At 61.9% G+C, this 24,778-nt stretch carries 27 protein-coding genes and 2 tRNA genes; 12 read left to right on the top strand and 17 right to left on the bottom strand.

From position 1 onward, the window contains the following. The first annotated feature begins 149 nt into the window (after window positions 1–149). On the top strand, window positions 150–1,349 hold the full coding sequence (locus tag AC0L14_RS29655) for an IS256 family transposase (protein ID WP_292525114.1): 1,200 nt from the start codon (window positions 150–152) through the stop codon (window positions 1,347–1,349). 311 nt (window positions 1,350–1,660) lie between these two features. Here the strand turns inward: AC0L14_RS29655 and AC0L14_RS29660 are convergent, their stop codons facing one another. The 11 genes from AC0L14_RS29660 to AC0L14_RS29710 form a co-directional block, all read right to left on the bottom strand. Beyond that, complete coding sequence (locus AC0L14_RS29660) at window positions 1,661–2,851, bottom strand: tyrosine-type recombinase/integrase (protein ID WP_473751618.1); 1,191 nt, start codon at window positions 2,849–2,851, stop codon at window positions 1,661–1,663. Window positions 2,852–3,065: 214 nt separating this feature from the next. After that, window positions 3,066–3,141: transfer RNA gene (locus tag AC0L14_RS29665), tRNA-Phe, on the bottom strand. 197 nt (window positions 3,142–3,338) lie between these two features. Beyond that, window positions 3,339–3,536 (bottom strand): DNA gyrase inhibitor YacG, encoded by a 198-nt coding sequence (gene yacG / locus AC0L14_RS29670; protein WP_095491465.1) that lies wholly within the window; start codon window positions 3,534–3,536, stop codon window positions 3,339–3,341. A gap of 13 nt (window positions 3,537–3,549) precedes the next feature. After that, on the bottom strand, window positions 3,550–4,176 hold the full coding sequence (locus tag AC0L14_RS29675) for a Maf-like protein (protein ID WP_473528188.1): 627 nt from the start codon (window positions 4,174–4,176) through the stop codon (window positions 3,550–3,552). 27 nt (window positions 4,177–4,203) lie between these two features. Continuing rightward, entirely contained in the window at window positions 4,204–4,422 is a 219-nt protein-coding gene (gene infA, locus AC0L14_RS29680) for a translation initiation factor IF-1 (RefSeq protein WP_006200926.1), read from the bottom strand. A 91-nt stretch (window positions 4,423–4,513) separates the two neighbouring features. Further along, window positions 4,514–4,921 carry an arsenate-mycothiol transferase ArsC gene (locus AC0L14_RS29685; protein WP_123146618.1) on the bottom strand — a complete coding sequence of 136 codons (408 nt, stop codon included), beginning with the start codon at window positions 4,919–4,921 and terminating at the stop codon, window positions 4,514–4,516. Window positions 4,922–4,964: 43 nt separating this feature from the next. Next, window positions 4,965–5,450: a UPF0262 family protein gene (locus AC0L14_RS29690; RefSeq protein WP_473528187.1), complete on the bottom strand. Its 486-nt coding sequence runs from the start codon at window positions 5,448–5,450 to the stop codon at window positions 4,965–4,967. A 6-nt stretch (window positions 5,451–5,456) separates the two neighbouring features. Next, complete coding sequence (hisD, locus tag AC0L14_RS29695) at window positions 5,457–6,749, bottom strand: histidinol dehydrogenase (RefSeq protein ID WP_123146620.1); 1,293 nt, start codon at window positions 6,747–6,749, stop codon at window positions 5,457–5,459. A gap of 10 nt (window positions 6,750–6,759) precedes the next feature. Then, window positions 6,760–7,194: a DUF2948 family protein gene (locus AC0L14_RS29700; protein WP_473528186.1), complete on the bottom strand. Its 435-nt coding sequence runs from the start codon at window positions 7,192–7,194 to the stop codon at window positions 6,760–6,762. 331 nt (window positions 7,195–7,525) lie between these two features. Further along, entirely contained in the window at window positions 7,526–8,818 is a 1,293-nt protein-coding gene (murA, locus tag AC0L14_RS29705) for a UDP-N-acetylglucosamine 1-carboxyvinyltransferase (protein ID WP_123146622.1), read from the bottom strand. A gap of 128 nt (window positions 8,819–8,946) precedes the next feature. Then, window positions 8,947–9,195 (bottom strand): hypothetical protein, encoded by a 249-nt coding sequence (locus tag AC0L14_RS29710; RefSeq protein WP_473751619.1) that lies wholly within the window; start codon window positions 9,193–9,195, stop codon window positions 8,947–8,949. Between the two features lie 259 nt (window positions 9,196–9,454). On the opposite strand from AC0L14_RS29710, the gene AC0L14_RS29715 reads away from it, so the two are divergent. Next, window positions 9,455–9,529: transfer RNA gene (locus AC0L14_RS29715), tRNA-Thr, on the top strand. A gap of 112 nt (window positions 9,530–9,641) precedes the next feature. On the opposite strand, the gene AC0L14_RS29720 is transcribed toward AC0L14_RS29715, so the two are convergent. From AC0L14_RS29720 to AC0L14_RS29740, 5 genes are all read right to left on the bottom strand, one after another. After that, window positions 9,642–10,115, bottom strand: coding sequence for a DoxX family protein (locus AC0L14_RS29720; protein WP_473751620.1), 474 nt, complete (start codon window positions 10,113–10,115; stop codon window positions 9,642–9,644). A gap of 11 nt (window positions 10,116–10,126) precedes the next feature. After that, window positions 10,127–10,912, bottom strand: a complete 786-nt coding sequence (locus tag AC0L14_RS29725; protein ID WP_473751621.1) for an HvfC/BufC family peptide modification chaperone — start codon at window positions 10,910–10,912, stop codon at window positions 10,127–10,129. After that, window positions 10,899–11,930, bottom strand: coding sequence for an MNIO family bufferin maturase (gene bufB, locus AC0L14_RS29730; RefSeq protein ID WP_473751623.1), 1,032 nt, complete (start codon window positions 11,928–11,930; stop codon window positions 10,899–10,901). The genes AC0L14_RS29725 and bufB overlap by 14 nt, the downstream gene beginning before the upstream one ends. Before the next feature lie 44 nt (window positions 11,931–11,974). Continuing rightward, window positions 11,975–12,244, bottom strand: coding sequence for a BufA1 family periplasmic bufferin-type metallophore (locus AC0L14_RS29735; RefSeq protein WP_473638214.1), 270 nt, complete (start codon window positions 12,242–12,244; stop codon window positions 11,975–11,977). A 232-nt stretch (window positions 12,245–12,476) separates the two neighbouring features. Then, entirely contained in the window at window positions 12,477–13,352 is an 876-nt protein-coding gene (locus tag AC0L14_RS29740; protein WP_473751624.1) for a patatin-like phospholipase family protein, read from the bottom strand. Window positions 13,353–13,916: 564 nt separating this feature from the next. Here AC0L14_RS29740 and AC0L14_RS29745 point away from each other — a divergent pair. The 10 genes from AC0L14_RS29745 to AC0L14_RS29790 all read left to right on the top strand — a co-directional run bounded on the left by AC0L14_RS29745 (window position 13,917) and on the right by AC0L14_RS29790 (window position 23,875). Then, a complete protein-coding gene (locus tag AC0L14_RS29745) occupies window positions 13,917–14,315 on the top strand; it encodes a hypothetical protein (RefSeq protein WP_473638211.1) in 399 nt (132 codons plus the stop codon). Window positions 14,316–14,557: 242 nt separating this feature from the next. Beyond that, complete coding sequence (locus tag AC0L14_RS29750) at window positions 14,558–15,472, top strand: LysR family transcriptional regulator (protein ID WP_473751625.1); 915 nt, start codon at window positions 14,558–14,560, stop codon at window positions 15,470–15,472. A gap of 194 nt (window positions 15,473–15,666) precedes the next feature. Beyond that, the gene (locus AC0L14_RS29755) at window positions 15,667–16,167 is read left to right on the top strand and encodes a cupin domain-containing protein (RefSeq protein WP_128169139.1); all 501 of its coding nucleotides are present in this window, start codon (window positions 15,667–15,669) and stop codon (window positions 16,165–16,167) included. A gap of 92 nt (window positions 16,168–16,259) precedes the next feature. Next, window positions 16,260–17,465: an MFS transporter gene (locus AC0L14_RS29760; protein ID WP_473638208.1), complete on the top strand. Its 1,206-nt coding sequence runs from the start codon at window positions 16,260–16,262 to the stop codon at window positions 17,463–17,465. 109 nt (window positions 17,466–17,574) lie between these two features. Continuing rightward, a complete protein-coding gene (locus AC0L14_RS29765; RefSeq protein WP_123146630.1) occupies window positions 17,575–18,039 on the top strand; it encodes a DUF302 domain-containing protein in 465 nt (154 codons plus the stop codon). A gap of 218 nt (window positions 18,040–18,257) precedes the next feature. Beyond that, window positions 18,258–19,040, top strand: a complete 783-nt coding sequence (locus tag AC0L14_RS29770; RefSeq protein WP_095491451.1) for a 3-hydroxybutyrate dehydrogenase — start codon at window positions 18,258–18,260, stop codon at window positions 19,038–19,040. Between the two features lie 26 nt (window positions 19,041–19,066). Then, the gene (locus AC0L14_RS29775; RefSeq protein ID WP_473488552.1) at window positions 19,067–20,224 is read left to right on the top strand and encodes a patatin-like phospholipase family protein; all 1,158 of its coding nucleotides are present in this window, start codon (window positions 19,067–19,069) and stop codon (window positions 20,222–20,224) included. Between the two features lie 44 nt (window positions 20,225–20,268). Further along, complete coding sequence (locus tag AC0L14_RS29780; RefSeq protein WP_473751627.1) at window positions 20,269–21,663, top strand: NAD(P)/FAD-dependent oxidoreductase; 1,395 nt, start codon at window positions 20,269–20,271, stop codon at window positions 21,661–21,663. Window positions 21,664–21,682: 19 nt separating this feature from the next. Then, window positions 21,683–23,029, top strand: coding sequence for a dihydrolipoyl dehydrogenase family protein (locus AC0L14_RS29785; RefSeq protein WP_473751628.1), 1,347 nt, complete (start codon window positions 21,683–21,685; stop codon window positions 23,027–23,029). A gap of 141 nt (window positions 23,030–23,170) precedes the next feature. Further along, window positions 23,171–23,875, top strand: a complete 705-nt coding sequence (locus AC0L14_RS29790; RefSeq protein WP_473751629.1) for a peroxiredoxin-like family protein — start codon at window positions 23,171–23,173, stop codon at window positions 23,873–23,875. Here AC0L14_RS29790 and AC0L14_RS29795 read toward each other — a convergent pair. After that, the gene (locus AC0L14_RS29795; protein WP_473488558.1) at window positions 23,859–24,764 is read right to left on the bottom strand and encodes a LysR family transcriptional regulator; all 906 of its coding nucleotides are present in this window, start codon (window positions 24,762–24,764) and stop codon (window positions 23,859–23,861) included. The two genes, AC0L14_RS29790 and AC0L14_RS29795, sit on opposite strands and share 17 nt — an antisense overlap. Between the last annotated feature and the right edge of the window lie 14 nt (window positions 24,765–24,778).

Below are 24,778 nucleotides of genomic sequence, written 5' to 3' on the forward strand. Positions count from 1 at the left end.
GCCACAGCTGAACAAGGAGACGGAACGACTGAAAGATCACCTTGACAAAGATTAGCCCATACAAGCGAGCGAGCGGCTTCGCGGTGGTCATCGACAGTTCGCCGGTAAGGTTGGGTTGCCGACACCAACCTGATTCGAAGGAACCATCGATGACCGACGACATGATGAACCTGCGCGCGCTCGTGGAGAAGACTCCCGATTCCGATCTCTTGCGCGAGATGATTGGCTTTGCCGCCGAGCGGCTGATGGAGCTGGAGGTTGGCGCCGCCACCGGCGCCGCCTATGGCGAGAAGAACCCGTTGCGCACGGCCCAGCGCAACGGCTATCGCGAGCGCGACTGGGAGACGCGCGCCGGCACCGTCGAGCTGCGCATCCCCAAGCTCAGGAAGGGCTCCTATTTCCCCGGTTTCCTAGAACCGCGCCGCATGGCCGAGAAGGCGCTGACCGCCGTCATCCAAGAGGCCTACGTCCAGGGGATCTCGACCCGCTCGGTCGACGACCTGGTCAAGGCCATGGGCATGAGCGGCATCTCCAAAAGCCAGGTCAGCCGGCTGTGCGAAGAGATCGACGGCAAGGTCAAAGCGTTCCTTGAAAGACCCATCGAGGGCGACTGGCCATATCTGTGGATCGACGCCACCTACCTGAAGGTGCGCCGCGGCGGCCGCATCGTCTCGGTCGCCGTCATCATCGCTGTCGGCGTCAACGCGGACGGCCGGCGCGAGGTGCTGGGCATGGAGGTCGGCACGTCTGAGGCCGAGCCGATCTGGACGGAGTTCTTGCGCAAGCTGACCCGCCGCGGTCTGCGCGGCGTCAAGCTCGTCGTCTCCGATGCCCATGAAGGCATCAAGGCGGCCGTCACCAAGGTGCTGTGCGCGACATGGCAGAGGTGCCGCGTCCACTTCATGAGGAACGTGCTGGCCCATGCCGGCAAGAGCGGGCGCCGCGTCGTCTCCGCTTTCATCGCCACCGCCTTCGCCCAGGAAACGCCCGAGGCCGCAAGCACGCAATGGCGCGCCGTCGCCGACCAGATCCGGCCGAAGGTGCCGAAGCTGGCGACAATCATGGACGACGCCGAGCCCGACGTGCTTGCCTACATGACTTTCCCCAAGGAGCACCGCGCCAAGCTGCACTCGACCAACCCGATCGAGCGCCTCAACGGCGAGATCAAGCGGCGCACCGAGGTCATCGGCATCTTCCCAAATGATGACGCCATCGTCCGCCTGGTTGGCGCGATCTTGCTCGAACAGAACGACGAATGGGCCGTGCAGCGCGCCAGATACATGACGCTGGAAACCATCAGCCAAATGAGCGATGATCCGCTCATCAGCCTGCCAGCCGTGGCACGCTGATCAGCCCGGCCCTTGCCGGAGAGCGCGGCGACCAAGCCGTCAGCTACACCACTCCCTGGGACACGATCAACGCTAGCCGCATGCGGCCAGAATTCGCTGCGATAACAATTTGTAGCAATGCCCATCTTCATCTCGCCTGGCGCACCGGTAGGGCTTTGGAATCTTTGTGGCAAACAATGCGATCGGTACAGAGGCCGCGAGGATGTCCGCTTTTGGTGGAAGGTTCCGACTGTGCGAATGACTGGGACAAGGCGCAAACCGGACGTTCGCGATGCGTGCCGGACAGCTTGCTGCCCGTATACTGATTGAGTTTACCCGCGCGTTCCGGCGTTCTCAATTTTTTCCAGATAATCCGCCCACCACTGCATCATCTTGACGCGCTCTTCCCAGTGCTCCGCCCGGGCGTAGGCGCGCCGAACGCCGTTATTTTCAATATGAGCCAGCTGTCGCTCTACGGCGTCTGGATGCCACTTGCCGCATTCGTTCAACAGAGTTGATGCCGTTGCTCGGAAGCCATGGGCCGTTGCTTCATTCTTGCTGTAACCCATGCGACGCAGGGCGGCGTTGAGTGTATTGTCGGAAATCGGTCGGGAAGGCGATCGCACACTTGGAAACAGCAGCGTCCCGGCGCCGCACATTTTTTTAAGCTCGGCCAGGCTATTCAAAGCCTGCGTTGAAAGAGGAACGCGGTGCGGTCGTCGCATTTTCATTCGCTCTTCCGGGATAGTCCATACCGAACTTTCGAAGTCGAACTCCCCCCATTCGGCAGCGCGAAGCTCACCGGGGCGGGGAAACAGTAGCGCCATCAACCTCAGAGCCGCTCGGGTTGCGGGCTGTCCGTCGAATGTCTCGATCGCACGCAGCAAACCGCCCAATGCCTTCGGATCGGTAATGGCGGCACGCGGCGTGACCGTTGGCCTGATGAGCGCGCCCCTCAGCGCGGACGTTGGGTCAGTGTCGGTGCGTGCAGTGGCGATGGCGTATCGAAAGACGCTGCCAATGGTCGAGCGCAGCCGCCTGGCCGACTCGTATCGACCGCGCACCTCCACGCTACGAAGGGCAGCAAGGATAGTGGCCGCATCAATGTCCCGAATGCATTTGTGCCCACAGGTGGGATAGGCGAAGTCGAGTAGCCATTTGACCTTGGTGATAGTCCGGTCGGCACGTCCCTCTTTCTTCAGCTTGTCCACATATTCCTCGGCGATTGATCGAAAGCTGTCCTTTGCCGAACCGGCCTTTCGCAACTTGCGTTCCTGTGCGGGATCGATGCCAGTTAGAAGGAGACGTTTGGCGTCATCGCGCGCCTTGCGTGCTTCGGCGAGCGAAATAAGGGGATAGCTGCCCAACGCCAGAAGCTTCTGCTTGCCTTCAAATCGATAGGCGAGGCGCCATAGGCGGGATCCGGTGGGCTGCACCCAGAGCTGGAGCCCGCCACCGTCAGACAATTTCAATAGCTTGGAAGCAGGACGGGCATTTCGGCATTTCACGTCGGAAAGGGCCATTTGTGGGACACCTCCCTTTGGCTGTTTCGATACCATCAGGATGTCCAGTACCAACGGAAATACCAGCCCTCCGCCACGTTAGATCAAATACGCCGAGATTCGATGAAACGCGCTCAATCGCGCCATCCTTCCCAAAAAGATGAAGGATTTCAGTCTCTTGTGGAAACAGAAGCGTAGAAGCTTCGGCGAAAGGGAGTGTCGGGAGAAGAGGGGATGGTGCCCAGAGGCGGATTCGAACCACCGACACGCGGATTTTCAGTCCGCTGCTCTACCAACTGAGCTATCTGGGCCTGTTCCGGCACGCGGGCAGTTCTGCACGCCGGATTTCTTGAAAGCGCCGCAGGCGCCCCTTGAAAGCGGGTGGGTTATAGCACGGGAATCCGGCCTGTCCAGCGCTTAAGCGCTGATTTCAAGCGGGAAACCAGCAGTTGCTCGACGGGCGGATTCACGGGACGCGGTCGAGGCCCGCAGGCTGCTCTGAACAGCCTCATTTGGGAGGATCGTTGTCCGTTTCGTCCTCGTCGTCGCGGGCCGGAATGACATAGGCGCCCTTGAGCCAGCGGTTGAGGTCGATGTCCTTGCAGCGCACGGAGCAGAACGGGTAGGTCTCACGTGCCGACGGCTTGCCGCACTCGGGGCAGGGCCGCTTGGGGCGCAGCGGCGTGACCTTGTCGTCCGAGCTCATGGCCGCCCCGAACTCATGGCCGAGCTGACTGCCATTTGGCATGCACCTTGAAACCCTCGCCGGTCAGCAGCGCCACTGTCTCATAGAGCGGCAGGCCGACGACATTGGTGTAGGAGCCGACAAGCTTGACGACAAAGGCGCCGGCCAGCCCCTGGACGGCATAGCCGCCGGCCTTGCCGCGCCATTCTCCCGAGGCGACATAGGCGTCGATCTCGGCGCGCGGCAGCCGCTTGAAACGCACCCTGGTCTCGACCAGCCGCTGGCGCAGCTTGCCGCCCGGCGTGATCAGGCAGATGCCGGAATAGACCCGGTGCGAACGACCTGACAGCAGGCCGAGGCAATTGGCGACGTCGTCGAACGTTTCGGCCTTGGGCAGGACGCGCCGGCCGACGGCGACCACCGTGTCGGCGGCCAGCACGAAGCTCGGCACATAGTCGTCTTCCGCCTGCAGCGAGGCCAGCGCCTTCTCGGCCTTTTCCTTCGAAAGGCGCTTGGCCAGCGAGCGCGGATGCTCGGCGCGCAGCGGCGTCTCGTCGACACCGGCCGGCAGCACGCGGTCCAGCTCGATGCCGGCCTGCTGCAACAGTTCGATCCGGCGCGGCGAACCCGAGGCAAGCACGAGCTTCTGCAAAATGCTCATCGCGATCCCGGCCGAACTCTGACGATCTTACTTGAAACGGTAGGTGATGCGGCCCTTGGTCAGGTCGTAAGGTGTCATCTCGACCAGGACCTTGTCGCCGGTCAGCACGCGGATGCGGTTCTTGCGCATGCGGCCGGCCGTGTGGGCGATGATTTCGTGTTCGTTTTCGAGCTTCACCCTGAACATCGCGTTGGGCAACAATTCCGTGACGACACCCGGAAACTCGAGGACTTCTTCCTTCGGCATTCGATACCTTTGCTTGGATGGGATTCCCAGCGCGCCGGCCGGAATTTGCGCGGAACCTATATGATAATCGTGCGCTTGTGAACATGCTTAATCAGCGCGGTTTTTTGCCTTCCGGCGCCACAAAACGGCGGCCGATCCGCGCCTTCAGCCGTTCGCGCACCTCGCGATAGGCGGCCATGATCTGCTCGCGCGTGCCGCCGACGTCTGTCGGGTCCGGCATCGGCCAATATTCGACGTCGACGGCAAGCGAGCGGGTAAGCTCGAGCGCGGTGTGATGGGCTTCCGGCGATAGCGTGACGATCAGGTCGAAATAGTCGTCCTCGAGATCGTCCAGTGTCCTTGGGTGCCGTTCGCCCAGCGAAAGCCGGTCCTCGGCCAGCACGGCGTCGACGAACGGGTCGCGTTCGCCGCCGCGCACCCCGGCCGACGCCACGAAAGTTGTCGCCGGAAGCACCTGGCGCGCCAGCAGTTCGGCCATCGGCGAGCGCACCGCGTTCATGCCGCAGAAAAACAGGATCGAGCGGGGCAGAGGGGCTGGCAGCTCAGCCTCGCCAGTGCAGCACGCAGACCAGCGTGAACAGCCGGCGCGCCGTATCGAAATCGATGTCGATCTTGCCGGCCAGCCGGTCCATCAACGTCTGCGAGCCTTCATTGTGCAGCCCGCGCCGGCCCATATCGATCGCCTCGATCTGGCTGGGAGTCGAGGTGCGGATGGCGTCGTAATAGCTTTCGCAGATCATGTAGTAGTCCTTGACGATGCGCCTGAGCGGCGTCAGCGACAGGATATGGGTGACCACGGCAGCGCCGTCCTCACGCGTCACCGCGAAGACCAGGCGGGATTCGGCCAGCGACAGATTTAGCCGGTAGGGTCCGGCGCCGTCGTCATTGACCGGCTGGAAGCTGTTTTCCTCGATCAGGTCGAAGATCGCCACCGCCCGCTCATGCTCGACATCGGGCGTCGAACGGCCGATCGATTCGTCGAGTTCGACATCGATCAGCCTGGCACGGGTTCGATCGTAGTCCGCCATGTCAGTCTACATATTCAGCCGTATGGCGACGGAGCGTCCATGCGCGTCGAGGCCTTCCGCCTTGGCCAGCGCGATGGCCGCCGGCGCCAGCGCCCGCAATTGCTCCGGCCCGAGCTTCAGGATTGAGGTGCGCTTGACGAAATCGAGCACCGAAAGCCCGGACGAGAAGCGCGCCGAGCGCGCCGTCGGCAGCACATGGTTGGAGCCGCCGACATAGTCGCCGATGGCTTCCGGCGTGTGGCGGCCGAGAAAGACGGCACCCGCATTGCGCATCCGCGCCAGGAAGGCTTCTGGCTCGTCGATGGCAAGCTCGACATGTTCGGCCGCGATGCGGTCGACCAGCGGCGGTGCTGCCTCGATTCGCGGAACAAGGATGACGGCGCCGAAATCGCGCCAGCTCGCCGCCGCCGTCTCGGCGCGCGACAGGTTTTTCAACTGGCGTTCGACCGCCTGTTCGACCGCCGCGCCGAAGGCGGGATCGTCGGTGATCAGGATTGACTGCGCCGACACATCATGCTCGGCCTGGGCAAGCAGGTCGGCGGCGATCCAGTCCGGATCGTTGCTGCCGTCGGCAACGATAAGCACTTCCGAAGGCCCGGCGATCATGTCGATGCCGACCGTGCCGAACACCTGGCGCTTGGCCGCGGCAACATAGGCATTGCCGGGGCCGACGATCTTGGCGACCGGCTTTATCGTCTCGGTGCCATAGGCAAGTGCTGCGATCGCCTGCGCGCCGCCGACACGGTAGATTTCGGATATGCCGGTCAGATCCGCCGCCACCAGCACCAGCGGATTGATGATGCCGCCGGGCGCCGGCACCGCCATGACGATGCGCTCGACGCCGGCGACCTTGGCCGGTACGGCGCTCATCAGCACCGAGCTTGGATAGCTCGCCGTGCCGCCCGGCACATAGAGCCCGACCGCCTCGATCGCCGTCCAGCGCGAGCCGAGCTCGACGCCGATTGCGTCCGTATAGCGGTCGTCCTTTGGCCGCTGCCGCTCGTGGTGGGAGCGGATCCGATCACGGGCGAATTTAAGCGCCTCGATCGTCTGCGGGTCGGCCGCATCGTAGGCCTTGGCGATGTCGTCTTGCGACACGGCTATGCCGAGGTCTTTCAGATCGGCCTTTTCGAATTTCTGCGTATACTCGATGAGCGCCGCGTCGCCCTCGGCGCGCACCCGCGCGATGATCGCGCGCACCACGGCGTCGACGTCCGCCGAGACTTCGCGCTTGGTCAAAAGGAACGCGGCAAAACGCTGCTCGAAATCGGCATCGGACAGACGAAGGGTGATGGCCATCTTGTGCTGCTCAGGCTCTGTGGAACGGGCGTGACGTCGCTTCCCAGGCGCCGCCAATGTCAGCCAGCCGTGCCTCGATGCACTCGACATCGAGCATGATCGCGCCGCCGCCTGAAAAGATCAGCTCGACAATGCCGGCCGGCTTGTCGAGCGCGAGGAAGCTGATCGCCAGCAGCGACAGCACCTCATCCGGCGTGTCGCGGGCAATGCCGCTGGTCTTGGCGCCCAGCACCCGGTCGAAATGCAGCACGCTTTGCCGCCGCTCATTGTGCTGGCGGAACAGGCCCGGTTTCGCCTCCCAGACGAAGCGGTTCATCGTCACCACGAAGCGCTTGACCGCCGGCATGTATTCGAGATCGCCGACCTTCAGCACGGCGTCCTGGACATGGGCCGAGACGATGCTCAGATCCTGATCGTCGAGCGCGACAAGCTTGAGAAGGTTCATGCTGATTTCGCACCTGCGAAGGTTTACAATCGACTTTCTGTTAGGCGGTCTTGGCGATCCGTGCAACCGCGCCACGGATTCCGACCAAGGCAATCGCGCCAGGTGTGCGCTGCCCCTCATCGCCCTGCCGGGCACTTCGCCCCGTAAAGTGACGGGGAAAGGAACGCCTTGGCACAGGATTTCGCCACTCTCCAGCGTTGCAGAAAGGGAGCCAAGGTCGCGGCCAGCCCCCTTCTCCCCGTCACTATACGGGGAGAAGATGCCGGCAGGCAGATGAGGGGCGGCGCTGAGATCGATAATTGGTCTGAGGCCCTGGGTTCTGCCGATTCCCCTAACCCGAAATCCGTTCGATCACCGCGCCGCAGCCGGACAGCTTTTCTTCCAGCCGCTCAAAACCGCGGTCGAGATGATAGACCCGGTTGACCGTGGTCTCGCCCTCGGCCGCCAGGCCGGCGATGACCAGCGACACCGAAGCGCGAAGATCGGTCGCCATGACCGGCGCGCCCTTCAGCTTCGGCACGCCGTCGACGATCGCCGTCTGGCCGGACAGCGTTATGTGGGCGCCGAGCCGGGCAAGTTCCTGGACGTGCATGAAGCGGTTTTCGAAGATCGTCTCGGTGATGCGCGACTTGCCGTTGGCCATCGTCATCAGGCCCATGAACTGCGCCTGCAGGTCGGTCGGGAACGCCGGGAACGGCGCTGTCGTCACGTCGACCGGCGCAATGCCGGCGCCATTGCGCCTGACACGGATGCCGGAATTGGTCTGCGTGATCTCGGCGCCGGTCTGGGAAATCACGTCGAGCGCGGTCTGCAACAGGTCCGCCCGCGCACCTTCGAGCACGACATCGCCGCCGGTCATGGCGACGGCCATCGCATAGGTGCCGGTCTCGATGCGGTCGGGTATCACCCGGACGCGCGCGCCCGACAGCGCTTCGACGCCGTCGATGGTGATGGTCGCGGTGCCGGCGCCGGAAATCCTGGCGCCCATGGCGTTGAGGCATTCGGCGAGGTTGACGATCTCGGGCTCGCGGGCGGCGTTTTCAAGCACCGTCTCGCCCTTGGCCAGCGAAGCCGCCATCATTAGCACATGGGTGGCGCCGACCGATACTTTCGGGAAGACGTAGCGGTTGCCGACAAGACGGCCGTTCCTGGTCTTGGCGATGACATAGCCGGTGTCGACGTCGATATCGGCGCCCAGCACCTGAAGGCCTTCCAGGAAAAGGTCGACCGGGCGCGTGCCGATGGCGCAGCCGCCGGGCAGCGAAACCTTGGCCTCGCCCATGCGGGCGAGCAGCGGGCCGATCACCCAGAACGAGGCGCGCATCTTCGACACCAGCTCGTAGGGTGCCGTGGTGTCGACGATGTTGCGGGCGGAGAAAGTGATGGTGCGCGAATAGCCCTCCTGCTGCTTTTCGCGGCGGCCGTTGACCGAATAGTCGACGCCATGGTTGCCGAGGATGCGGATCAGCTGCTCGACATCGGCCAGGTGCGGCACGTTTTCCAGGGTCAGCGTGTCGTCTGTCAAAAGCGAGGCGATCATCAGCGGCAGCGCGGCGTTTTTCGCGCCGGAGATCGGAATGCTTCCGGCAAGCTTGTTGCCGCCGACAATTCTGATGCGATCCATGGAAGAGCGTCCCCTCGGCCGAAAGGCCGGTTTTCAATCGGTTGAGTCTGTTGTGGCCGGTCTAGACCATTGGCCGGCTTGGTTCAAGAAACAGGATTCCCGCGCCCTGGCCAGCCTGTTGATATAGGTCAATCCTTTTGCGTTTCCCCTAAAGCGCCGAGCCCGTCCGGCCGCTTGTCAGCGTCGCCGGTGCGCCGCTTGCCGGCGTCACCGGTGCGCCGCGAGCGCGACTGCGCCTTGCGCTTCTGCAGATTGGCGCGCAATTGCTCAGCAAGCCGGCTCTTGCGGTCGGCCTTTTTCGATGGGCTGTCCTTTTTCGAGGAACCGCCCTTGTCAGGTGGACCGCCCTTGTCCAGTGGAGTTGTCTTGTCGTTCATGGTTCCGTCCCGGCTGACGATTAGGGCGACGTGCGTCCGCTTGGACGCACAAAGTACGCTCTAACACTTTTGAATCTCCGCATCGTGCTTTCCGAAAACCGATTCCGATTTTCGGCCGCTGCGCCAGCCCGCTGTTCAGGGATAGCCAACATTGTGGCGCCGCCATGTCGGCAAAACCCGTCGGAGCGGGCTTTCACAGATGGCTTGCGCTTGGCCTTGCGCTTGCCGGTTCGATATGGCAGAAGCCCCGCCATCAGCGGCTGCGGTAGCTCAGTGGTAGAGCACTCCCTTGGTAAGGGAGAGGTCGAGAGTTCAATCCTCTCTCGCAGCACCAGCCGATCCCATTGAAATCGCTGAAGTGTTCTGCGACGAACCAGCCTGCAGCGACGGGAGCTGCCATTGCGCGCGGAAGGCGTAGACCGCGTGCTCGTGGCCCGACGACGATTTCAGGCTCTTCGTCCAAAAGCCCAATCAGCCAAACGATCGACCGAAACCACGCCGGCGCCCCGTGTCAATACGAGAAGAAGCAATGACGCCCACAGCAGGTGTTCGGCCCAATTCTCGGGGAAAACGAAGATCTGGATCACCGAAACGATGCCGAGCAGCATGAGCGCGCCGAGGCGCGAGAACAGCCCGAGAAAGAGCAGCACCGAGCCAGTGATCTCGGCGGTCGTCGCCAGGGGCGCCGCGATCGATGGATCAACGAACGGCAGATTGTATTCGTTGGCGAACAGCTGCAGCGTTACCGGCCAGGATGCGAGCTTCGTCTGAGCGGACTGCCAGAACACATGTGCGACTGCGATTCGGGAAGCGAGCTGAACCAGTGAAAGCGGAATGCGTTCGGGTAGTTTGATAATACGCCTGTAGAAGCCGACAAGGCCAGCCGGGGTGAACGAAGAATATTCTGGTATCGCAGTCATGACTGTCTCCATCAGTTTGCAAGGGGATGCGTCGGGATCTGGACATCAGTGACGAGCCCGTCGCCGAACAGACGCACGAGCGCGGACACGAGATCGAACGCCGGATCGAGAGCGAGGGCGCGGGTTGTGGCGTGTTCCAGGCCGAGGCCGTGCTTCAGGGAATGCCTAAACGCGAAATTCGCTCGATCAAGGAGAGCCAGGCGGACACTCTCACCGGCCCGCCACAACGCCGCGCGTTCGGGACGCCTTTCCCAGGCGCTGTGCTGGTCGACCGCCGTCTCCTGCTGATGGGCTGTCCATACGGACAGGATCGACCAGTGCGAAACGATCAGCCGCAGGGATGGCTGCAGCACGATATCGGGCGAAGGCCCCAGATCGGTGCCGTCATATTCCGAGAGGGGGCGGGGTGGATGCGAAGCCGCGTCGAGCGCTTCGGCAATGGCCCATTCGAGCCGCGCCGTTTCAGCCACGACCGGCATATCGGAAAGCGTGTCGATGGTTTTCAGGAAGCGTGGGAAGCCGGCGCCATAGCGCGCCAGCCGGGACTCCACCGGCGGATGGCGTCGAATGAACTCGCTCGCCACGAAACGAAAGAAGCGCTCGTCGACCAAGCGAACCGTGACGGGAAAGACCGCCATCAGCACTGCGGTAAGCGAACTGCGCGTGTTGTTCTGGTAGATACGCAGGCGGGCCAATGGATCGGCCTTGCCGGCGGTTAGCATTTTCGCGGTAACCATTGGCTCCATGGCGAGCACCGAGCGCGCCATGGTGGTCTGCAGGTGTTCAAGCGGCAGCATGGTATCCTCCCTCTATTGGCGGCATCGCTGCAGGCATGGCCGGTCCAGCCTTGGCGGCAGCAAATGCCGCAAGCACGGGCATGCCGCTCCTCATGTCACTTTCGAAGGGGAGGAGGTTGGATATCGGCCGGGGCTTGGCTGTCGTAGTTTGTCTCGCGGCCTGCTTGCGGTTAAACATGATCGAAGCGGAGAGCATGTCGGCCCACATGGCTTCGCCAAGCAGCACATCGAGAACCGGGACGTCGGTATCCCATTCGATAAGCGTCGGGCGCGGTCCGAGCCGGTCTATGGCATGATGGTAGAGCGTCCAGACGACCGGCGGCACGCGTGAGCCATGATCGTCGATAAGCACGGTGTCGGCTCCGACCTGATTGGTCGCATGGCCGGCAAGGTGGATCTCGCCGATGGAATCGGCCGGCAGCGCGTCGATGAAGGCTTTTGCATCATATTGCAGGTTGTGCGCCGAAACCTGCACATTATTCACATCCAGGAGCAGGCCGCAGCCGGTCCGTGTCACGAGTTCGGCCAGGAACTCTGCCTCGTTCATCGAGGAATCTGCAAAGGCTAGATAGGCGGATAAGTTCTCGATGAGCACCTGTCGCTTTAACGCGTCCTGGACGGTCTCGACGTTGCGTGCCACCACCGCCAATGCCCCCTCGTCATAGCGCAGCGGCAGCAGGTCGTTGAGATAAGCCCCGTCGGCTACGCTCCAGGCGAGATGCTCCGAGACGAGATCTGGCTGGAAGCGCTCGCAGACCTTGCGCAGCCGCTCCAGGTGATCGCGGTCCAATCCCTGTGCGCTGCCCAGTGACAGCCCAACGCCATGCACCGACAGCGGATAGATCTGGCGCAGCCTCTCCAGCGCCTCGACGCCGGCGCCGTCTCCCATATAGTTCTCGGCATGCACTTCGAGCCAGCCAGCGGAGGGCCTGCGGGTCAGCATCTCGCTGATGTGGGGAGAGCGAAGACCGATGCCCGCGGTTGCGGGGATCGCGAGGGGTTGAAACGCACGGCACATCGGTCTGCTCCCTTCCAAAGGGGTTGGCTCGAAGTCTGGATCGCTCAGGCTTTCGGCTTGTCGCTGCCGCCGGTGATCTTGGCGCAGCTGCCGGCAGGCAGGTAAAGCCAGGAATCCGGCTGGTTGTCGGCGGTCGCGGTGCCGGCACAGGAATGCGTTGCGGTCTGGCAGTCGTTCTGGCCGGCCTTGACGACGCCGTAGCATTTCTCGAAGGCGAAGTCGGGCTGGGCGGCGGGGCCGCTGTAGGCGGCCGTGGCGGCCAGCGAAGTGGCAGCCGCGAGGGCCGATCCAATGAGGGTTTTGGCGTTAATCACAGTCGTGTCTCCTGGTTGCGTTTCGAGGGAAAGACTGACCCTGCGGCCTGTCTGCAAGCAGTGTCCCTGATCAGACGGCCGAGCTGAAATGCTGTCTCGGCATGGATTTGATACGCGGTCACTATGTTGAAAGGGCCCCAAGCAAAAAAGCCCTCCGGCGGGGAACCGGAGGGCTTGGCGCCTGCATTCGTGAACAGGGCGAAGCAGGCGCGGCTAGGCGGGAGGGAGGCGCCTAGACGTATCGGTTTTTGTTATCGACGGCAGAGCGTTCGCCCACAAAGAGGTGATCGCCCAGAAGCCAATCATCGGCTCTTTCCCGCCCTCTGTCACGCATGTCGGTCAACTCACCCCAGTCGGTCCAGGGTCTCAAGAATAGCGCTGCGCCAGCCCGGTGCCGACCGTCGAAGATGGTGTGAATCTGTGTGGGCTTCATTGCACCATGACCGGCGGCGAGGCGACAAGCCCCGCACGGCGTCATGGACGTGGAGGGCTTGCTGGCGATGATTAGCCGATGACCGCCTTCAGCCGGCTGGACCGGTGGTAAACCCGAAAGGTCGCCGTCGCCCCAATAGGTGTCGCCGTCGATCTCCACGGCCGGGAAGAGGAATGGGATTGTGGCCGCCGCCACGATCGCGTCGATCGACAATTGATCGCTGGTGAAGGTCTTCACAGCATCGGTGCGGGCATTTGAAGCCAGGATGCTGAGTTTCACCGGGCAGCTATTCTTACGAATCTCCGCAATGTCGATTGACTGTTCCAGAATCGATCTCAGCGGACTGGCTGTATCGGCTGCGAACATCGATGCGTGACTGACGCGTCGCCAGAAGTTGGTAAGCGCCGTCCGTGCGCCACGCCGATCGCCCAGAGCCAGGCCATAGGCCAGAACCGCCGCCTCCATCGCACCGAAACCGGACGCAGTGATGTTGCCGAAGCAAAGGCCGTGCTCATCCAACAGGCGGTCGAGCACGCCCCAGACAAATGCACCGTGTACGTCGCTTGTCAGGACAATGTCGATGAGTTGCCCATCGTCCACCGCAGGTCTTGCGCTGGCAATGACGGCGTTGGTGTTTTCAGTTCCGGTCTGGACATGCATCTTTTTGGTCTCCATCCCAAAAACGCCGGCCAGGGCGTCATATGGAGAGACTGCCGCATCATCCCCTCAGGGCGAAATGCCAAGGTAGCATGAACTCCATAGGCAGATTGCATTGGCTGCAATTCCGCGCGGCAAGGTTCGTCCAAGCAGGCAAGACAACGCGATCTTGTCCGATCTGACACCGGCCGCCCCGACGGCGGCTTGAACAAACTTCCAGCGTATGGAGAGTGCGTCATGAGAATTCGAACTATCTGGCTGGCGGCGATTGCCATCGGTCTTCTTGCCGGGGTGGCTTCTGCAGACCCTTTCCGCGACCTGGCGGGGTTGCCCACCTTCTATACGGAAGCGGGGTGAAGACTATGAAACCGATGGCCGGTTCAAGAAGGGCTTGGTCCGCCATGCCAAAGCACAATCGAGTCACGATGACCAAGGCCTGCAACGCCCCGGCAATGAGCAAGCCCCATGGCGCATTCTGCGCCAACATCCTGGCGTTCGGCGGCGCCAATTAGCGGTTGTGCCGCCAAGCATCCATGGGATGCGGAAGCGGCATAAACTCCATACGCAGATGGCATTGGCGGGTTGGCGGTCGATTGCAGCAACGTTTCGTCTCGGCAAGCAGGAACCGCAGGTTTTTCGATTGCTGTCGATCATTACCGCGGCCGTCGATGGGACGATCGCCCAACCTCAGAGAAGGATCATGCCATGAATATCAAAGCTATCTGCCTCAGCGCCTTTGCCCTTTCCATTCTCGGCAGCGTCGCGTTTGCCGGGGCGCTCGACGAACCATCCAACATGCAGCCGTTTTACGCCGATGCGGGCATGAAGACGATGAAGTCGGACAGAGAGTTCAAAGCAGCCTGGAATGCGATGTCGAAGGATAAGCGGAACGCGATGAAGAAGGAATGCAACGACGCGGCGATGAGCAAGCCGTATGCCGAGTTTTGCGTCAAGGTCCATCAGCTTGGCGGCAACAGCTAATCGCTGCTTGACCTATTTCGCTGCAATAAGGGCATAATGGCGAGCAAATGCTCGCCATCATTGTTTTTAGGTCAGCCTGAGCGACGCTTTAGCCGTAGCGAAGTGATCCGCACCTTGACCTCAGAAGGCATCATGACGGGCCGTTATCGACTTTATAGCGGCAGCGCATTGGCACGACGGGACGCTTTGCGGCAGGCTCCGAAGCCAGCATATGAACCGTATGCAGTTCGGGGACAATCGGCATGGACATTCATCACATCCGCTATTTTCTTGCTGTCTGTGAGACACGGAATTTCACGCGCGCTGGCGAAAAATGCAATGTCACTCAACCGGCGCTGTCGCGCGCCATCCAGCAGCTTGAGGAAGAGGTCGGCGGCTTGCTTTTTCGCCGCGAGCGAAACCTCACCCATCTCACGGATCTAGGTGCTCTGCTGCGACCCCGTTTCCAGCAGATCCTCGACGAACTGACCGGCGTTCGGCAAGAGGCATCAAGGTTTCTCTGTCTGGAAAACGCGAACCTCAAGGTTGGTGTCATGTGCACCATCGGCCCGCGCCGGTTCACCGGGCTGCTGGCCGACTTCAACAGACGTCAGCGGGGGATCCAGCTCCAACTGGTAGAGGGCGTGCCGGCATCGCTTTCCCAACTGCTCGAATCAGGCGAGATCGACGTCGCCATCATGGCATCGAGCGACAGTTTTCCGGAGCGCTTCGACGTGACGCCGCTTTATCGCGAGCGCTTCGTCCTGGCATTTCCCAACGGCCATAGATTGGCCCGCAACGACAATGTTTCCATTTCCGAACTCGACGGTGAAAACTATCTCAGGCGTCTCAACTGCGAGTATCGCGACCATCTTGCCGGCCTGTGCAACGATCGGGGGGTGAAGCTTAGGATCTCCTATGCCAGCGAGCGCGAGGACTGGATCCAGAACCTGGTTTCCGGAGGGCTCGGAATCTGCTTCATCCCTGAGTTCAGCGCGGTGATCCCGGGCTTGCAGGTCCGGCCCGTCATCGACCCCGAAGTCTGGCGGGAGGTATCCCTCGTCGTTGTGGCGGGACGTCGGTTCTCGCCCGCGGCATTGGCCTTCGTAAACAGCGTGAAGGCGCATGGCTGGCCGGAAAGTGCGATACCTTTGGCACCCCGCAAGACAGCGGCCTAAAGCATAGTCGAAGAGTTTCCATTCTCGCGGCATGCTTTTCCCGCGCCTCCTATGTGTCGGCACGAGTGGATTACCATAGTTTTCAGGTATCGAATTGAGAGCCAGGCAGCATTTCTCTTTCTTTGCGGATCTCGTCACTCTCCTCCTCATGCCCCGCCTCCCGCGTTTGGGCACCGACAAAGGAGAAACAAGATATGGCTTCCAAAGCAATCGCATTCAGCGCGCCACTCAACGTGGCGCTAGCGCTCGGCCTTCTTTCCGCAACCGCGGCGTTTTCCGTCGCACCGGCTTTTGCAGGAGACTGCCCAGCCGGACAGGCCGCGACCGTTGACATCCAGGAGCATCCCAGCAAGCCGGTTGGCGTTACCGATGATGTCCTTTCAGCCATCGATCTGAGCCCGAAGGGCGAGGCCTGGAAAGGTAACATGCTGCGCCTGCGCAAGCTCGTCGTGCAGCCGGGGGGTGTCGTGCCCTGGCATGAGCACACCGTTCGTCCGGCCAACATCCTCGTCGTCGAGGGTTCGATCACCGAATATAGCAGCACCTGCAAGGTGGGGATCGAGCATTCGGCTGGCGACGTGAGCGTCGAATTCGGCCAGCTCGCTCATTGGTGGAAGAACAACGGCAAGGTCCCGGCGGTGCTCTATTCGGCCGACATCCTGCCGCCGGAAATGCGCGAAGATCACACGATGTGAGCCACGCGTTGCGGTGACCGTTTCCCAGCATCAGCAACTGAAAGCGCGTCCTCAGGCAGTCACCTGGGGACGTGTCGCCAAGGAGCCTCGTTATGGTGACAACGACGGAACAGACTTCCTCGACGCGGCTCCACATGGTTGCCGCGGACAGCTGGCGCTTCGGCATGATCGCTGTGATCGCCTTCCTGACACTTGTCGATCTCTTCGCCACCCAGGCAATCCTGCCTTCCCTGGTGGTAAAGTTCGGTGTCAGCCGCGCCACGATGGGCTTTGCTGTAAATGCCAGCACTTTCGGCATGGCTGTGGCCGGCATTGCGGTGGCGCTTTTTGGCAGGAACCTCGATCGCCGCAACGGCATCTGGATCAGCCTTGCGGTGCTGGCGATACCGACTACGCTTTTGTCACAGACAGACAGCATCGTCGTCTTTGCCCTGTTGCGTGTCGTCCAGGGCTTGTGCATGTCGACCGCGTTCACGCTGACGATGGCCTACCTGGCCGAGCATTTTTCTGCGCGGCAGACGACAGGTGCGCTTGCGGCCTATGTAACCGGCAATGTTGCCAGTAACTTCTTCGGACGGCTCATGTCGGCCGCCGTCGCCGATACGTTTGGCATCTCCACCAATTTCCTGACGTTCGCCGCCCTCAATCTGATTGGCGCGGCACTTGTCTGGTTCACGCTGCAGAAGACATCCGCAATGATGCGCGCCGACGCGATAGGCGAGCCTGCCCGCGCGGCCTGGAAGAGCCCGCTGAAGAACGCCGAGCTGCGCGCCTGTTTCGCGATCGGCTTCCTGATCCTCTTCGTCTTCATAGGCACTTTCACCTATGTCAACTTCCAGCTCGTCGCTGCCCCGCTATCGCTGTCGCCGATGGCGTTGGGACTGGTGTATTTCGTCTTCCTGCCTTCCATGCTGACCACGCCGCTCGCCGGGCGGGTCGCTGCCGGCCTCGGCCCAAGGATCGGCATCGATGCGACGCTTGCGCTGGCGATCCTGGGTTTGCTTCTGCTGCTCACGAGCCGCCTTCCCATTGTTCTCGGCGGGATGGCGCTGGTCGCCATTGGCACCTTCCTGGCGCAGGCAATAGCGACAGGACACGTCAGCCGGACCGCCTCGCGCGACCGCGCCGCCGCAAGCGGCATCTACCTTGCTTCCTACTATGCAGGCGGGCTCGCCGGCAGCTTCGTCATTGGACAAATCTACGACCGGATCGGCTGGACCGCATGCGTGGCCGTGCTCGCCGCAGTCCTCGCCGGCGCGATCGCGGTCGCGCGGTCGTTGAAGTCGCCGACCGCCTGACGATCGGGAATTCGTCGACTGCAAGGCGACTAATCTAAGGCGGGAATGAATAAGGATATCAATGTAATAGCCAAAATCCATGCAACCCACAAAACCAAAGGAGACTGATATGACCACCTACCTGAAAACCTTGATTGGCTGCGCCGCCATGCTGATGGCGATCGTCGTCCCGGCTGCCGCTTCGGATGGCGTCGTCACGGTGAAGAGCGACTATTCCATCGCGGAGACAGTTGCCCGCATCAAAAAGGACGTCCTCAAGAAGGGCATCAAGTTTTTTGGCGTCATCGACCAGGCAAGCCTTGGCCAGAACGCCGGCAATGATGTCAGGCCGTCGCGGCTGGTGATGTTTGGCAATCCGGCGCTCGGCACGACCTTCATCACGTCCAATCCGCAAGCCGGTCTCGACTGGCCGGTGCGCGTGCTGGTCTACCAGGCCGCAGATGGTTCAGTTTATGCCGCCTACAGCGATTTCGACTGGATCGCCAAGCGGCATGGAATTACCGACCGCGCGCCGCAGTTCAAGATGGCGACCGAGGTCATTCAGTCCGTGACCTCGACGATCAGAAAGAACTGAGGGTGGACATGTGCCAGAGAGCCGCCGCCCGGGCATGCGAGGCCGGCGCCGAGCTGATGATCTGACCGTCGGCTATCGAATCCATGTCTCAACGGCATTTCCGCTGCTTCGAGCGGTTCGCCATACTTGCTCCAGAACTCAAGACTGGGCGCGGAAGCCCGTTGCTCGCAGCCGTTTGCCGGCACTTCCGGTCGCAGCTCCAACCGAAGGAAACAACGATGCTCAGAGGAAAGACAGCACTCATCACAGGCTCGACGAGCGGCATCGGCCAAGGCATCGCCGAGGCCTTTGCGGCCAAGGGCTGCAATATTGTGCTCAACGGTTTCGGCGATGCCAAAGAGATCGAGAAATTACGCGCCAGGATTGCTGCCGACCATAGGGTCACCGTTCGCTACGACAATGCTGACATGAGCAAGGGCGGGGCGATCACCGCGATGATGGACAAGGCAATCGCCGAGTTCGGCGCCGTCGACATCCTCGTCAACAATGCCGGCATTCAGCATGTCGCGCCGATCGACGACTTTCCGATCGAGAAATGGGAGGCGGTCGTGGCGATCGATCTGATGTCGTCGTTCTACACGATCCGGCGCGCCCTGCAGGCGATGAAGGAGCGCAAATGGGGCCGCATCATCAACGTTGCGTCCGCTCACGCCCTTGTCGCCTCGCCATTCAAGTCCGCCTATGTCGCCGCCAAGCATGGGGTCGCCGGCTTGACCAAAACGGTCGCGCTGGAAGTCGCCGAGCAGGGCATCACCGTCAATGCGGTTTGCCCCGGATACGTCCTCACCCCGCTGGTCGAGAAGCAGATACCGGACACAGCCAAGGCCCGCGGCATCACCGAGCAGCAGGTCATCAAGGACGTGCTTCTGGCGGCCCAGCCGACCAAGCAGTTTGTGACCGTTTCCCAGGTTGCGGCGCTCTGCCTGTTCCTGGCTTCGGATGACGCCGCCTCAATCACCGGTGCGATCATGCCGATCGAAGGCGGCTGGACCGCCCATTGAATGCGGCAACGAGGAGCGAAAAGACAATGAACAAGATCACGCAAAATCCTTCGACGTCGGAACCTGCGCCGGAGGCCGGCCGTGTGGCCGATGGTTCCATCCAGCGCCAGACCGTGTTGGTCCTCCAGGGCGGCGGCGCCCTCGGAGCCTATCAGGCCGGCGTCTATCAGGCGCTCGTTGAAGGCGGGATTGAACCGGATTGGGTCATCGGCACCTCGATCGGCGCCATCAACGCGGCATTGATTGCCGGAAACGAGCCGCAAGACCGCCTGCCGAGGCTGCGCGAGTTCTGGGACGGCGTCAGCCGAAGCAGCCCGTTCGATGAGTTCTTCCGGATGATGGTTCCAAGCAACATCTTTGCCAACATGGGCACGGTAATGCGCGGCATACCGGGGTTCTTCGAACCGAACCCAAGCGCCATGTTCGGGGTGAATCGCGAAGTTGGTGTGGAGAATGCATCCTATTACACCACCGATCCGCTCAAAAGGACTCTGAGCAACCTGATCGACTTCGATTATCTCAATCGTCGCCACACGCGGCTGACGGTCGGCGCGGTGAACGTCAACACCAGCGAACTCAAATATTTCGACAGCCGCGAGATGACGCTGTCGCCGGCGCACATCATGGCATCGGGCGCCTTGCCCCCGGCGTTTCCGGCGGTTTGCATCGACGGCGAGCCCTATTGGGACGGCGGCATCTATTCCAACACGCCCATTGAAGTTGTGCTCGATGCCCGGCCGCGGCGCGATGCGCTGATCTTTGCCGTCAACATGTGGCAGCCCCGCGCCACCGAGCCGAAATCGATCTGGCAGGTGATGGGGCGGCAAAAGGACCTTCAATACGCCAGCCGAGGCCGGAGCCACGTGGCCCGGCAGGAGCAACTGCATCGTCTTCGGCACGTCGTTCGCGAAATCGGAAAGCTGGTCCCCGAGGAGCGGCGCGAGGATCCGATGTTCAAGGAACTCGCGTCCTACGGCTGCCCTTCGGTCATGCACCTGGTTCGGCTGCTTTCACCGCGCCTCGATGGCGAGGACCACACCAAGGACATCGACTTCACCCGGGCAGGCATCCGCACGCGCTGGCAGGCAGGATACGACCATGGCGAGCGCGTGCTCTCGGAGAGGCCGTGGGAATGCGACGTCGACATGCTGCAAGGCATCGTCATCCACGAATCGCAAGAGTGATTTTTCAAGCGCGGCGAGACCGAGGAAAGTGACGGAGAATACCAATGCAGATCATCACTCCGGGAATACGACTGGTTCCGGAAGCCGTGCTCGCCAACAACGCCGCGCTGTTCCGCACGATACCGGAGACACCATCCCATGCGGATAGCTCGCTGCATCGCGTGGTCATCGTTGGTGGCGGTGCGGGTGGACTGGAACTGGCGACCCGCCTCGGCTGCAAGTTCGGCAAGCGGCGGCTTTCCGTCACGCTCGTCGACCGCAATCGCACCCATGTCTGGAAGCCGCTTCTGCACGAGGTCGCCTCAGGCGCACTGAGCGCATCCAACGATGCGGTGGAATACATCGCCCATGCCAGTCGCCACCACTATCGATACCGTATCGGCGAGGTCGTCGGCATCGAACGCGCCAGGCGCCAGGTCTTTGTCGCTCCAAGCTTCGATGACGATGGCAGGCAGATCATACCGCCACGTGTGCTGGGCGACGACACGCTGGTGCTGGCCGTCGGCAGCGTCAGCAACGATTTCGGCACGCCAGGGGCGGCCCGTCACGCAATCGCGCTCGACACGGCCGGTCAGGCCGCCCGGTTCAACAACCGCATGATAGACGCCTGCCTGCGCGCCAATGCGCAATACGAGCAGCTGTCGCCGGGCCAGCTCCATTGCGTCATCGTCGGTGCCGGAGCGACCGGCGTGGAGTTGGCCGCGGAGTTGCACAAGTCGATGCGGGAAATTGCGTCGCACAACCTCGACAACATCGATTTCGAAAGACTGATCCGCATCACCATCGTCGAGGCGGGGCCGCGCATCTTGCCGGCTTTGCCTGAGCACCTGGCACGCGCTTCAGCACGCTTGCTTGTCGATTTGGGGGTCCAGATACGGTGTGGGACCAAGGTCACCGAAGTGACTGAGGACGGCGTCAGGCTTGGCGAGAAGCTGTTTGTGCCGGCCGAACTCGTCGTCTGGTCCGCCGGGATCAAGGCGCCGGATTTCCTGAAAAAACTCGATGGCCTCGAGACTGACCGCATCAACCGCCTGGTTGTGGATGAGACATTGCAAACCAAGGGCGACGAAAACGTATTTGCGATCGGCGACTGCGCGAGCTGTGTCCTGCCCAATGAGGACAATCCCTTGCCGCCGCGCGCCCAGACAGCCCATCAGCAGGCTGATCATCTGGTCAAGGTGATTGCCGCGCGTCTCAAGGGACGGGCCGCACCGACATTCCGTTACCGCGACTACGGATCCCTTGTTTCGCTTGCCGACTACGGCTCGTTCGGCAACCTGATTGGCGGACTTAGGATTGAAGGTCTGCTCGCCCGGCTGATGTATCGCTCGCTCTACAAGCTGCATCGCAAGGCTGTGCACGGGACCTTGAAGACCGCGCTGGACACGATCGCCGGGATGCTGGCGCGCCGCACCAAACCCCGAGTCAAACTGCATTGAATCCCGGGAGAGCAAGACGGTGGAAAAATATGATGTGGTGATCCTCGGCGGCGGCAATGCCGGGATGGGTGTGACGGTGCCCACGCGCGCTGCCGGGATGTCGGTGGCCATGATAGAGGCACGCGACCTCGGCGGCACTTGCCCCAATCGTGGCTGCACGCCGAAGAAGGTCCTCGTCGCGGCGGCCCACGCGCTCCATGAGATCGAACAGGCCGATCGGCACGGGATCACGGTCGATACGCCGAGGATCGACTGGCGAGCCCTGATCGACCGTGAAAAGGATATGATCAGGGACATTCCCTCCCGCCTGTCCGGATTGATGGCCGAGCGCGGCGTCGATGTCATTGTCGGCGAGGCCGCGTTCATCGGCAGCAATACCATCAGCGTCGCCGGTCGCGAGCTTGAAGCCAGGAACATCGTCATCGCAACCGGTTCGAAGCCGCGTTCACTGCCAATTCCAGGCGCCGAGCACCTGACCATTTCGGACGATGTCCTGAACGACCCGGTGCTGCCCCGCGCGGTGGTGTTCGTCGGCGGCGGCGTCATTGCCTTCGAACTGGGCCACGTTTATGCGCGCGCCGGCGTCGACGTGACGATCCTCGAAGCACTGCCGCACCTGCTCGGAGGTTTCGACGCCGATGCCGTTGCCCGGATCCGTGGCGCGAGCGAACGCATAGGCATTCGTATCCGCACACTGGCCTGGGTCAAGAGGATCGACAAGGTCGACGGACGGTTGCGCGTCACCTTTGTGGCGGATGGCGTCGAGTGCGCCGCGGATGCGGACAGGGTTGTGAATTGCGCCGGACGTGTCGCCAACGTCGAGGGGCTCGATCTCGGCGCCGGCGTCATCGCGCATCGCGAAGGCCGCATCGAGATCGATGATCATCTGCGCTCGCGTTCCAATCCTGACGTCTACGTCTGCGGCGATGCGGTGTGGAATTCTCCGCAGCTTTCGCCAGTAGCGACCTATGAGGGCGGCATCGTCGGCCGAAACATCGTCGATGGGCCGAGACACCGGCCGGACTATAGCCAGATACCGGCGTGTCTCTACACGGTCCCCGCCCTGGCCAGCGTCGGGCTGACCGAGGCCAAAGCGAAAGAGCAAGGCGTTGGCGTCAGGGTCCATGTGAACGACATGCAGGGCTGGCTATCCGCGAGGACCTATGCCGAGACCGTCGCGTGGTCGAAGGTAATTGTCGAGGAGACCGCCGACAGGATCGTCGGCGCCCACATGGTGGGCCATGCGGGCGAAGAGCTGATCCATCTTTTCGCGCTTGCCATGAAACACGGCATCACGGCATCGCAGCTATCGGACATGGTCTACGGCTTCCCTACTTTCGCCTCGGATGTCAGGAACATGATGTAACGAATTGAGCGGAGGCAGCGAACAGAATATGAACCTCGCTTGTGCTCGATGCACGCAGGACATCGAATCCAAGCAAGAAAAGCATGGCCGTGGCCGAGAGGTTTCGATGATAGGCTGCATGCAAGCTATGAAAGTGCAGAAATGGCCGCCGACGACCAGACAATGACACTTGAACAGTCCGTGCAGGCTGCCGTCGAACTCGATGCGCCGCTGAATGAGCGGCTGGAGGTGGTCGCAAGGGCTGTTCGCCGCCTCAACGGCGATTTTGCCGATGCGGTCGACCGCCTGGTGTCACGCTTGCAGGAGCAGGGAGCAGGGGCGATGGCGCCGGCGCCTGGCGATCTCATGCCAGCCTTCCTCCTGCCTGACGACAGCGGCAAACTGATCGGATTGGCGGACCTACTGAAGCAGGGGCCGGCAGTAATAATCTTCCAGCGGGGTCACTGGTGCCCTTATTGCCGCTTGAATGCGATCGGGATCGTAGAGGTCCAGGGGGAGATTGCCGCACTGGGTGGCCAAGTGGCGGTGATCATGCCCGAACGACGCAAATTTGCGAAGGCGATGAAGACTACGGTAGGTGCCCAGTTTCCATTCCTGACCGACATGGACAATGGCTATGCGCTCTCACTCAACCTCGCTATCTGGGTCGGGGCTGAAATGGAACGGTTGATGGGAGTTGGTTATGATCTCCCTAGCTATCAGGGCAACAGCAGCTGGTTCCTGCCGATCCCGGCGACTTTCATCGTGGGCACGGACGGGCGGATTACAGAGCGCTTCGTCGATCCGGACTACCGCCGGCGAATGGACATCGACGACCTGATTATGGCGCTCAGGCGGGCTCGCTAACGCCAAATGGCGACCAGTCGGTCGATCGCAACAGGTTGAGCAGCGTCGTGGCGACCGGCGAACGATGCCGGCCAGCGACCGCGTAAACGGCGACCTCGCGCGAAATGTCGACATCCCGCAGCTTGAGTCTGCGGACACTCGACGAGCGTGGCGCTGTCGTTGAGACGAAGCCCACACCGGCGTTGGCCTCCAGCAGCGCCAGTAGGTCGTGGTCAGTCTCGACCTCATGGGCGGCCTGAGCCGTGAACCCTTTCGCAGCGAGGCGACGCGACAGCTCCTCGCTTGTTTCCCAATCGATCCGGCTGAGCACCGGTTCTCCGGCAAGCTGATCGAGCGCAACGTCGGATTCGTTGCGACGGGCGAGCGGATGATCGGAATTCACCACCAGCTCGATCTCCTCCTGGAAGAGCGGCCAAGTGTCGAGCCGATCCCAAGCCGCCCCCAGCGGGCCGGCCACCGCCAGCTCGACGTCACCATTCTTGAGCGCATCGACGACAGCGGTCGGCGAACCGCGACTGATCTTGAGATGCACACCGGGATAAGCCCGAAAAAGCTCCGTAAACGGCGAAACCAGCAGCGCTATGTTCACGCTGTTGGAAATGGTGACATTAAGCGGTGCCACGTCGCTGCTTTGCACTGCTTTGGCGAGTGATTTGGCGGACGTGGCGGCATCATAACATTGCTGCAGCAAAGGCAGCATGCGCCGGCCCAGTTCGGTCAGGTGAGAATGCTGGCGCTCGCGCCGAAGGAGCTCTCCACCCAGCTCGTCCTCAAGTGTCTTGATGGCGCGCGTCAATGCCGGTTGCGTAACGTTGCACTCTTCCGCCGCCCTGGTGAAGTTCAACGTGCTGGACAGGGCCAGAAAATAGCGGACCTGCTGCATTTCCATGAACCTTCGCCCCC

The sequence above is a fragment of the Mesorhizobium sp. WSM4841 genome, assembly GCF_055811515.1.

Bases quoted from the DNA above. Each gene is read 5' to 3' on its own strand.
- AC0L14_RS29655 (WP_292525114.1), top strand. From the start codon at position 150: ATGACCGACGACATGATGAACCTGCGCGCGCTCGTGGAGAAGACTCCC.
- AC0L14_RS29660 (WP_473751618.1), bottom strand. From the start codon at position 2,851: ATGGCCCTTTCCGACGTGAAATGCCGAAATGCCCGTCCTGCTTCCAAG.
- yacG (WP_095491465.1), bottom strand. From the start codon at position 3,536: ATGAGCTCGGACGACAAGGTCACGCCGCTGCGCCCCAAGCGGCCCTGC.
- AC0L14_RS29675 (WP_473528188.1), bottom strand. From the start codon at position 4,176: ATGAGCATTTTGCAGAAGCTCGTGCTTGCCTCGGGTTCGCCGCGCCGG.
- infA (WP_006200926.1), bottom strand. From the start codon at position 4,422: ATGCCGAAGGAAGAAGTCCTCGAGTTTCCGGGTGTCGTCACGGAATTG.
- AC0L14_RS29685 (WP_123146618.1), bottom strand. From the start codon at position 4,921: ATGAACGCGGTGCGCTCGCCGATGGCCGAACTGCTGGCGCGCCAGGTG.
- AC0L14_RS29690 (WP_473528187.1), bottom strand. From the start codon at position 5,450: ATGGCGGACTACGATCGAACCCGTGCCAGGCTGATCGATGTCGAACTC.
- hisD (WP_123146620.1), bottom strand. From the start codon at position 6,749: ATGGCCATCACCCTTCGTCTGTCCGATGCCGATTTCGAGCAGCGTTTT.
- AC0L14_RS29700 (WP_473528186.1), bottom strand. From the start codon at position 7,194: ATGAACCTTCTCAAGCTTGTCGCGCTCGACGATCAGGATCTGAGCATC.
- murA (WP_123146622.1), bottom strand. From the start codon at position 8,818: ATGGATCGCATCAGAATTGTCGGCGGCAACAAGCTTGCCGGAAGCATT.
- AC0L14_RS29710 (WP_473751619.1), bottom strand. From the start codon at position 9,195: ATGAACGACAAGACAACTCCACTGGACAAGGGCGGTCCACCTGACAAG.
- AC0L14_RS29720 (WP_473751620.1), bottom strand. From the start codon at position 10,115: ATGACTGCGATACCAGAATATTCTTCGTTCACCCCGGCTGGCCTTGTC.
- AC0L14_RS29725 (WP_473751621.1), bottom strand. From the start codon at position 10,912: ATGCTGCCGCTTGAACACCTGCAGACCACCATGGCGCGCTCGGTGCTC.
- bufB (WP_473751623.1), bottom strand. From the start codon at position 11,930: ATGTGCCGTGCGTTTCAACCCCTCGCGATCCCCGCAACCGCGGGCATC.
- AC0L14_RS29740 (WP_473751624.1), bottom strand. From the start codon at position 13,352: ATGGAGACCAAAAAGATGCATGTCCAGACCGGAACTGAAAACACCAAC.
- AC0L14_RS29750 (WP_473751625.1), top strand. From the start codon at position 14,558: ATGGACATTCATCACATCCGCTATTTTCTTGCTGTCTGTGAGACACGG.
- AC0L14_RS29755 (WP_128169139.1), top strand. From the start codon at position 15,667: ATGGCTTCCAAAGCAATCGCATTCAGCGCGCCACTCAACGTGGCGCTA.
- AC0L14_RS29760 (WP_473638208.1), top strand. From the start codon at position 16,260: ATGGTGACAACGACGGAACAGACTTCCTCGACGCGGCTCCACATGGTT.
- AC0L14_RS29765 (WP_123146630.1), top strand. From the start codon at position 17,575: ATGACCACCTACCTGAAAACCTTGATTGGCTGCGCCGCCATGCTGATG.
- AC0L14_RS29770 (WP_095491451.1), top strand. From the start codon at position 18,258: ATGCTCAGAGGAAAGACAGCACTCATCACAGGCTCGACGAGCGGCATC.
- AC0L14_RS29775 (WP_473488552.1), top strand. From the start codon at position 19,067: ATGAACAAGATCACGCAAAATCCTTCGACGTCGGAACCTGCGCCGGAG.
- AC0L14_RS29780 (WP_473751627.1), top strand. From the start codon at position 20,269: ATGCAGATCATCACTCCGGGAATACGACTGGTTCCGGAAGCCGTGCTC.
- AC0L14_RS29790 (WP_473751629.1), top strand. From the start codon at position 23,171: ATGGCCGCCGACGACCAGACAATGACACTTGAACAGTCCGTGCAGGCT.
- AC0L14_RS29795 (WP_473488558.1), bottom strand. From the start codon at position 24,764: ATGGAAATGCAGCAGGTCCGCTATTTTCTGGCCCTGTCCAGCACGTTG.